This is a genomic window from Pseudomonas sp. efr-133-TYG-23 (assembly GCF_030209215.1).
GTDB classification, from domain to species: Bacteria; Pseudomonadota; Gammaproteobacteria; order Pseudomonadales; family Pseudomonadaceae; genus Aquipseudomonas; species Aquipseudomonas rhodesiae.
The window spans coordinates 125,189-132,801 of the sequence record NZ_JARVSL010000041.1 but is presented as its reverse complement, the minus strand read 5'-3'; the positions used below and the strand labels follow the sequence as shown (position 1 = coordinate 132,801).

The 7,613-nt window shown below is 63.4% G+C and carries 8 protein-coding genes; all 8 read right to left on the bottom strand.

Going from position 1 to position 7,613, the window contains the following annotated elements; genetic code table 11:
* Window positions 1-113: 113 nt before the first annotated feature.
* From QRN41_RS24645 to QRN41_RS24610, 8 genes are read right to left on the bottom strand one after another with little or no spacing between them, the layout of a single operon-like run.
* On the bottom strand, window positions 114-2,030 hold the full coding sequence (locus tag QRN41_RS24645) for a secretin GspD/PilQ domain-containing protein (RefSeq protein ID WP_285422221.1): 1,917 nt from the start codon (window positions 2,028-2,030) through the stop codon (window positions 114-116).
* Window positions 2,031-2,048: 18 nt separating this feature from the next.
* Window positions 2,049-2,540: a hypothetical protein gene (locus QRN41_RS24640; protein ID WP_167417657.1), complete on the bottom strand. Its 492-nt coding sequence runs from the start codon at window positions 2,538-2,540 to the stop codon at window positions 2,049-2,051.
* Window positions 2,537-3,073, bottom strand: coding sequence for a hypothetical protein (locus tag QRN41_RS24635; RefSeq protein WP_094064255.1), 537 nt, complete (start codon window positions 3,071-3,073; stop codon window positions 2,537-2,539). The genes QRN41_RS24640 and QRN41_RS24635 overlap by 4 nt, the downstream gene beginning before the upstream one ends.
* Window positions 3,074-3,079: 6 nt before the next feature.
* Complete coding sequence (locus QRN41_RS24630; protein WP_213632611.1) at window positions 3,080-3,634, bottom strand: hypothetical protein; 555 nt, start codon at window positions 3,632-3,634, stop codon at window positions 3,080-3,082.
* Window positions 3,631-4,356: a hypothetical protein gene (locus tag QRN41_RS24625; protein WP_285422220.1), complete on the bottom strand. Its 726-nt coding sequence runs from the start codon at window positions 4,354-4,356 to the stop codon at window positions 3,631-3,633. Before QRN41_RS24625 ends, QRN41_RS24630 begins: the two co-directional genes overlap by 4 nt.
* Entirely contained in the window at window positions 4,337-5,974 is a 1,638-nt protein-coding gene (locus QRN41_RS24620; RefSeq protein WP_285422219.1) for a GspE/PulE family protein, read from the bottom strand. Before QRN41_RS24620 ends, QRN41_RS24625 begins: the two co-directional genes overlap by 20 nt.
* 4 nt (window positions 5,975-5,978) lie before the next feature.
* On the bottom strand, window positions 5,979-7,163 hold the full coding sequence (locus QRN41_RS24615; protein WP_285422218.1) for a type II secretion system F family protein: 1,185 nt from the start codon (window positions 7,161-7,163) through the stop codon (window positions 5,979-5,981).
* A complete protein-coding gene (locus QRN41_RS24610) occupies window positions 7,160-7,600 on the bottom strand; it encodes a transglycosylase SLT domain-containing protein (protein ID WP_236217923.1) in 441 nt (146 codons plus the stop codon). The genes QRN41_RS24615 and QRN41_RS24610 overlap by 4 nt, the downstream gene beginning before the upstream one ends.
* Between the last annotated feature and the right edge of the window lie 13 nt (window positions 7,601-7,613).

Sequence of the window (7,613 nt, the reverse complement as noted above, 5' to 3'; positions counted from 1 at the left end):
TGGGAGGGGGCTTGCCCCCGATAGCGGTAGGACAGTCACAGCATCATTGACTGACTCACCTATATCGGGGGCAAGCCCCCTCCCACAGTTTTGATCCTCTTCAGGGTCTGAGATTAAGGGGCGGCTGGCTCGGACTTTGGCACCAGATCCGGTAACGGCGGCGGCAAGGGCTGCCAGTTGGCGTCCGGTTGCTGCATCGGTGGCGGCAGCGCGGGCGTCGGGTCGCCTCCGGTGGGTTTGAGGATCATCTTTTCCGTGGTGTCGCGCAGGATCATGCCCTGCGTCGAACTGCGCGCTTCGGTGCCGCTGTGAAAGGTGCTGATCTGGGAAATCGGCAAGTCCAGGTTGCGTTCGATCCGGGGCGTCAGCAGCAGGATGATTTCGGTTTTCTGCTGGGTATTCACATTGGTGCCGAACAGTTTTTTGCCGATCCACGGGATTTTGCTTAACCAGGGCAGGCCAGAACCCTCGTCGACGTCGGCAGTGCGGATCAGGCCTGAAACCACCTGGGTCTCATTGTTGCGGGCGGTGAGCAGGGTCTTGGTGGCGCGCGAGCCCAGTTCAAAGGTGGCCGGTACGTTGTCCGAGCTGGGGATGCGCTTGGTGATATGGCTCATCTCCACGTTCAGTTCCAGGTTCACTTCATCGCTCAGGCTGATGATCGGTTTGACGGTGATCTGCAGCCCGACATCCTGGTAAGACACCGACGAGGTGGTGATCTGGTTGGCCGTGGTGGTGGTCACCACCGGGATTTTATCGCCGATGTTCACCTGCGCTTCTTCACGGTTACGCACGCGCACCCTGGGGTTGGCCAGGGTCACCGTATTGCCGCTGCGTTGCAGCATATTGATCCGCGCCTCGGTGCTGTTGGCATCCAGCAGAATATTGTCGCCGTTGATGCCGCGCAGGGCGCTGATCGGGATGCCCGCCAGCCCGGCCGGCACGTTGCTCAGGTTGCCAACGGACACGCCGATGCTGCCGGGGTACTGGATACCCAGGTTCAGTTCGTCGCTGAGGCTGACTTCCAGCACCTGGATATCGATGGTCACTTCCGACTGCGCGATATCGATGGCCTCCACCAGTTTTTCCACGGCACTCAGGGTGTCCAGGCCATCGCGCACCAGCACGGCGTTGAGGCGCTCGTCCACCAGCACTTCCTTGGGTTTGAGCACCTGCTTGATCTCAGCGGCCACGACCTTGGCATCGCCATGGCTGAGGTAGAAGGTGCGCACCGCCAGCTCGCGGTATTCACGTTCTTTGTCCGGGCGCTTTGGGTAAATCAGCACGGTGTTGTTGTTGAGGATTTTCTTGTCCAGGCCCTGGGTGGTCAGCAATAGGTTCAGCGCGTCTTCGGCGGTGGTGCGGCTGGCGGTCATGCTGGCCGACGCGCTGGGGTTGACGTCTTTGTCGATGACGAAATTGACCCCCGATAACCGTGCGATGGTCTCGAAAATCGTGGTCAGGCTCTGGGAACTGAACTCCAGGCTCAAAGGCTTGCGCATGGCCTCGGAGAGGTCGGCGCTGAGGTGGTCGGCACTCACCAGCTCGCGGGTCAAGGCGTTGCGCAGGTCTAGGGCCTCTCGGTAGTTGGGCTTCTGCGCGATGATCTGGCGCACCAGGTTGAGCGCTTCCACCGGGTTGGAGCGTTTCATCTCATAGGCCCGCGCCAGTTGCGGGCGTAGTTGCTTCATCGCCTGGATGCTCTGGATTTGCTGGCGTGCGCCCAGGTTGCTGGGGTCGTACTTGAGGATGGTCTCCAGGGCGCGGATAGCGGCGGTGTCATCGCCACGCACCATGGCGGCGTTGGCTTCACGGCTGTACTGGGCCACCAGCAACTCCAGCTTGCTGAACTGCGCGGTGCGCAGCTGTATATCGTCGGGGTCTTCCTTGGCCTCGGCTTGCAGCACCTCGACCGAACGCACGATATCGCCCTGTTGGCGCAACTCATCGCTTTGCTTGATCGCCCGCTGGGTTTCACACGCACTCACTGCGCACAGCGCCAGGCCCAAGGGAATCCATCTAAGCCGCATGATCGTGCCCCTCCCGGGTCAGTGCTTGTCCAGGCGCAGGGTGCTGACATGCTTCAACGGCATGTAGGTCAGCACCACGGCGGTGTCAGTGAGTTTGTCCAAGCGGTAATGGGCGTCCAGCATCTTGCCGGGCACAATGCGCCCCGGCACCGAGCAGCGGTTGCATAAGGTGTATTGGGCGCCGTTGCCGCTGAGCACGACGATTTTCGCCTGGTTCTCGTAGCGCCATTGCGCGCTGACCTTGAAGGGCAGCGCTGGCGGCCTGCGCGGTGCGTTGTCCACTGGTGGGGGGGGCGGCGGCGGGGTCCAGGTCTGTATGGGAAACAGGTCGACGATCGTCTCCGCGGGTTCGGCGGTGGGTGTGGGCGCCGCCGGCTCGCTCGGCGCTGCCTTGGTGGTGACGGGGGGCGGTGCGCTGTCGAGGGGCTCGGGCTGGTCTTGCCAGAACAGCCAGCCGCAACCGATCAACGTCAGCACCAGCAGGATGCGCAGGTACAACGGAAGTTTCATTCCACCACCCCCAGCACGCTGATTTTGAGGTCGATGGTGAGCAGGCCGCTGGTGATTTCCTTGCGCTCCAGGGTGAGGTTTTCGATGCGTACCGCCGGCTCTTTGGCGATCTCGGTCAAGGCCTCGCGCAGCAGGAAGTAAGGGCCGGAGAGGGGGATCTGCGCATCCAGGCGTTGCAGCCCGGTATCCCCCGGCGTGGAGTAGGCCAGGGTGGTTTGCTCAATGATGAAACCGCGTTGGCTCAGCAGGCCCAGCAGTTTTTCCAGGCGCGGGGCAAAGTCTTGTGCCGTGGGCAGGGCTTCCACTACTGCCGGTTCAGTCACTTGAACGTCTTGGGGCTGCTCGTCGATACCCGCTTGCAGCGCCTGGCGTCGCTGGCTGTCGGCGCTGCTGGCCGGTTGAATCAGCACGACTTCGATCAACAGCACCGCCGCCATCACGCCCACGGCCAACAGGCCCCAGAAGCCCAGGCGCTGGCGCCATTGCATCAGGTGCCAGCGCAGGCGCGGCAGGTGGCGAACGAGGGTGTCCATGGCCGGCTACCCTGCGCCAACGGTGAGTTTGACTTGCACCGGATGCTGCGGGTCGTTGTTCTTCAGTGCGCTTTGTTGCAGGTTCACTTGCACCCCGGGCTGGGCCTTGAGCCGATCCACGAAGCGAAAGGCATCGCCCAGTTGTTTGACCTCCAGATCCAGGTGCAGCAATTGGGCCTGGGTGTTGACCTCTACGCGGGTCAGGGCGATCTCCTTGGACCAGGCCTGGGCCACGCCATCCATCAAGGCAAACGGTGTGACCTTTTGCTGGGCGAAGCTCGCCAGTTGTTGTCTTTGCTGGGGCGACAAGCGGATGGCCGCCTGAATCAACTGCTCCTGACGGCGGGTCAGTTGGATAAATTGCTGCTCCAGCACATCGGTCTGCTGCTGCTGATGCACCATGCGTTGCCAGTGATGCCAAGTGCTCACCAGCAACAGGCTCGCCATTAGCCACAGCGCGGCCACCAGGGCGCGATGGGTGGGGGCGGGGCGCTGGAAATCGACACGCGGTGCACGGGGCGCGCGCAATTGCTGCCAGATACCGGCGAGCCTGGCTTTCATGATGGCGCCTCCTCCAGCCACGGGTGCACGGGCCCCAAGCGATGCTCCGCCGGCGCGTTGCTGACCACGAGCGTGGCCGGGGCATGCCGCTCGACCAGCAGGTCGGCGGTAAACAAGTTGTCGCTCAAGGTGCTGCCGGGTTGGGTGGGGATCACGCATACCTGATCAATGATGCCCAAGTGTCGATACACGCAACTGAGGCTGCCGGCCTCGGGCACGGCCACCACGCAATCGTCAGGCAGGTGCCGCCAGTACTGTTGGGCGACCGCCGTCAGCACGGGGGTGCAGGTCACCAGCGGCAAGCGGTTGAGCTTGAACAGTTCGCGCAGGTCCAGCAGTAACTCCCGTGGTGTGGCGACTGCCAGGCGCGGTTGGCCGAACGGGCTATCGGCGACCTGCACTTGCCAATGCTCGGCATCGATATTGGCTTGCCGGCTGAACATTGCCTCGGCCAAGCCTTGCCAGTCCTGGGGGCTGTACACCTCGGGTTGCCAGGGCAGCATCAGGTAATGCACATGGGGAAAACCCAGCAGCACTGTGGCCCGGTCGAGGAACTTCACGCGTCCGCGCGGCGCCTGCTCCAACAGTTCGGCGCAGGCGGCCAGCGGCGTACCCTGGCATTGCGCATGCCAGACAGGCGCACCACGCCAGCGCGCGCGTGCGGCCCATTCGGCTGCGTCGCGATGCAGCCACACCACATGCTCAATAAAGGGAAATGACACGGTGGATCTCCTTGAGCGTGGTGTCGCCCCGGGCGGCGTGGGCCAGGGCTATGTCGCGAATAAACACATGGCCGGCTTCCCGGGCCAGCTCCCGCAGAGTGGACGCTGAGCTGCGCACCAACAGTCCCTCCTTGATCGTGTCGTTCATGCTCAGAACCTCTGCCAGGGCCAGCCGGCCGCGATAGCCTGTGTGGCGGCAAGCCTCGCAGCCCTTGCCCACGCGGTAGCGGCCTTGCTTTAACTGGGCCTCGGGCAGTTGGGCGAGACGGGCAATGTCCGGGTCGGGTTCGGCCTCCACCGCGCAATCCGCGCAGATGCGCCGCACCAGGCGTTGGGCGACTACGCCGTTGAGGGCTTCGACGAAACTCGCCGGGTCCACATCCATATAAGTAAAACGCTCGAGCACGCTGAACGCGCTGTTGGCGTGTACCGACGACATCACCAGGTGCCCGGTCAGCGCCGCCTGCACGGCGATGCCCGCGGTTTCACCGTCGCGGATTTCGCCCACCAGGATCGTGTCCGGGTCGTGGCGCAGGATCGAGCGCAGGCCACGGGCAAAGGTCAGGCCCTTCTTGTCGTTGACCGGAATTTGCAGCACGCCGGGCAGTTCGTATTCCACCGGGTCCTCGATGGTGATGATTTTTTTCTCGCCGGTATTGGTCTCCGACAACGCGGCATACAGGGTTGTGGATTTGCCGCTGCCGGTGGGGCCGGTGACCAGCAGCATGCCGTAGGGCTCGCTGGCCAGGGCGCGGATGCGGGCGATGGTGTCGGCGGCCAGCCCCAGGGCCTCCAGGCTCAGGGATTCGCCGCGCTGGGATTTGTCGAGGATGCGCAGCACCGCGTCTTCGCCGTGGATGCTGGGCATGATCGACACGCGAAAATCCACTTCGCGCCCCTGGATCTTCATCTTGAAACGCCCGTCCTGGGGCACGCGTCGCTCACCGATATCCAGCTCCGACAACACCTTGATCCGCGACAGCGCCTGCTCGGCCATGTCCATGCCGCTGGCCTGGCCCATCTGCTGCAACACGCCGTCGATGCGGTACTTGATCACCAGGCCGCCGGGAGTGGTTTCCACATGGATGTCACTGGCGCGGCTTTGTAGTGCATCGAACAGCATGGAATTGACCAGACGCACCACCGGATTGTCGTCGCGGGCGATGCTGCTCAAGGAGATTTCCTGGGCGGCCTGGCCGATTGGTGTGTCAGGGTCGTCTTCGCCGAAGGGTTGCATCACCCGCTGGCTGGCTTCGGCTTTGGTCAACTGGGCGTTCACCGCACCGGGCAGGCTCATGGCCAGAGGCAGTTGGCGCAAGGTACTGGAAGACTGCAACCAGTGTCGGCTGGCCAGGGTAAAGGGGTCGCCCAGCACCAGGCAGGGTTGGCCCAGGTGATCCAGAGGCAGTACGTTATGCATCAGGGCCTGGGGCAGGGGCAACAGGTCGAAACGCCAGTCTTCGCTGAGCTGCTCAGGGCCGATGGCGAGCAGCCCCAACGGCTCGGCGACCGTGTGCAGTTGGTCTGGAGCGGTGTTGAGCAATTCGGTGAGGTAGGCCGCCAATGTGATGCCCCGTTGGCTCGCCAGCGCCTGCCACTTGTGCGTGTTGTCGCTCATTGCGTCACCCCTGGATGGAACCTGCCAGTTCAAAAATCGGCATGTACAACATGAAGACAATCAGGCCGATCAGCCCGCCCACCACCAGCATCAACAATGGCTCGAAGACCTTGCTGAACAGCTCGATGGCGCGCTCCAAGGCTTCATCGTGAAACTGCGCGATGCGCTCGCACATCGCTGCCAATTCGCCGCTTTGCTCGCCTACCCGCAACAGGCGTTCGGCGACGGCGGTGGTCAGTTGTTGGCGGGCCAGGGAGGTGGACAGTGGCTGACCGGCCTGGATATCGGTCATGGCCTGGCGCAGGGCCGCTTGGCGTTCTACCGGCAGCAAGGCGCCGGAGAGCTCCACCGCCGTAACCACCGGCATCCCGCCCATCAGCAACATGCCCGCCGTGCGGTAGAAACGCGCCAGGATGAACAGCGTGCGCTGGGCGCCCAGGCTGGGAATCTTCCAGAACAGCTCGGCCACGCGACGCTTGAACCCGGCGCTGCGAAACAGCAGCACCAGCGCACCCACCGCCAGCGCCAGGCCGATCAGCAACTCCATGCCGCGTGCGTCCACCAGCGCGCCCCACCACACCATGAAGCGCGCGGTGGCGGGTAAGTCGGCGACGGCGTCGAACACCGAGGCGAAACGCGGGATCACGAAGAACAGCAAAAACAACAGGATCAACGCACCCACGCTAAGCACTACCAAGGGGTACATCAGGGCACCGCTGACGCGTTTTTTCACGGTTTCCAAATGCGCTTCAAAGTGATGGTAGCGGCGCAGGGCCACGGCCAATTGGCCGCTGTGTTCGGAGGACGCCACGGTGGCGATCAGCAATGAAGGAAACGTCTGCGGCTTGAGCTGCATCGCCCTGGACAGCGAGTTGCCCTCATACATCGAGGCCAGTAGCTCGCTCATCACCTGCCGATTGATCCCCGGCGGTGCTTTGTCGCGCAGGGTTTCCACCGCTTCTACCAGCACCAGGCCGGCGTCCAGCAGCACCACCAATTCCTGGATGAACAAGCCGAGGGCGAACTTGGAGCGCCGGCTCGGCAATTTGAGTTGGCGACGGGCTTTGAGCGAGATGACCTGGGCGCCGTCGGCCTGCAATTGCTGGCGCGCCTGGGCCAGGTCAAAGGCTTGCAGGTGCAGGGACTGCAAATGACCGTCGCGGATGATGCGGGCGTCTATTTCGATCATGGCGTTTGCCTCGCCAGTTGCCGGCGCTGTTGCAGCAACTCGTCGTAGTAACGCCACACTGCCAGTGCGTAACGCGTGCGGCGCGCCTCGCGGTCCGGCTTGGGCCCGGCGTTGTAGGCGCCTACGGCCTGCCAGCCGTAGCCCTTTTCGCGGATAAAACCGGCCAGGATCCACGCGCCGACCATCACGCTGGTGCAAGGCTGGGTGATCAGGTGCTGTTCGGTGATGCCGAACCGCGCCAGTGCCGGTAAGTGGCGGCTGTTGATCTGCATCAGGCCGATGTCCTGGCTGCCGTCGGCATTGATATTGCGCGCACGGGGGTTGAGGCCGGACTCGACCCTGGCGATGGCGTACAGCAAGAGCGGATCAACGTGATAACGACTGGCCGCCAGTTGCCAGCAATTGGCTTGGGCGGTGCCCGAAAGGCACAGCAGCATCAGAACAATCCGC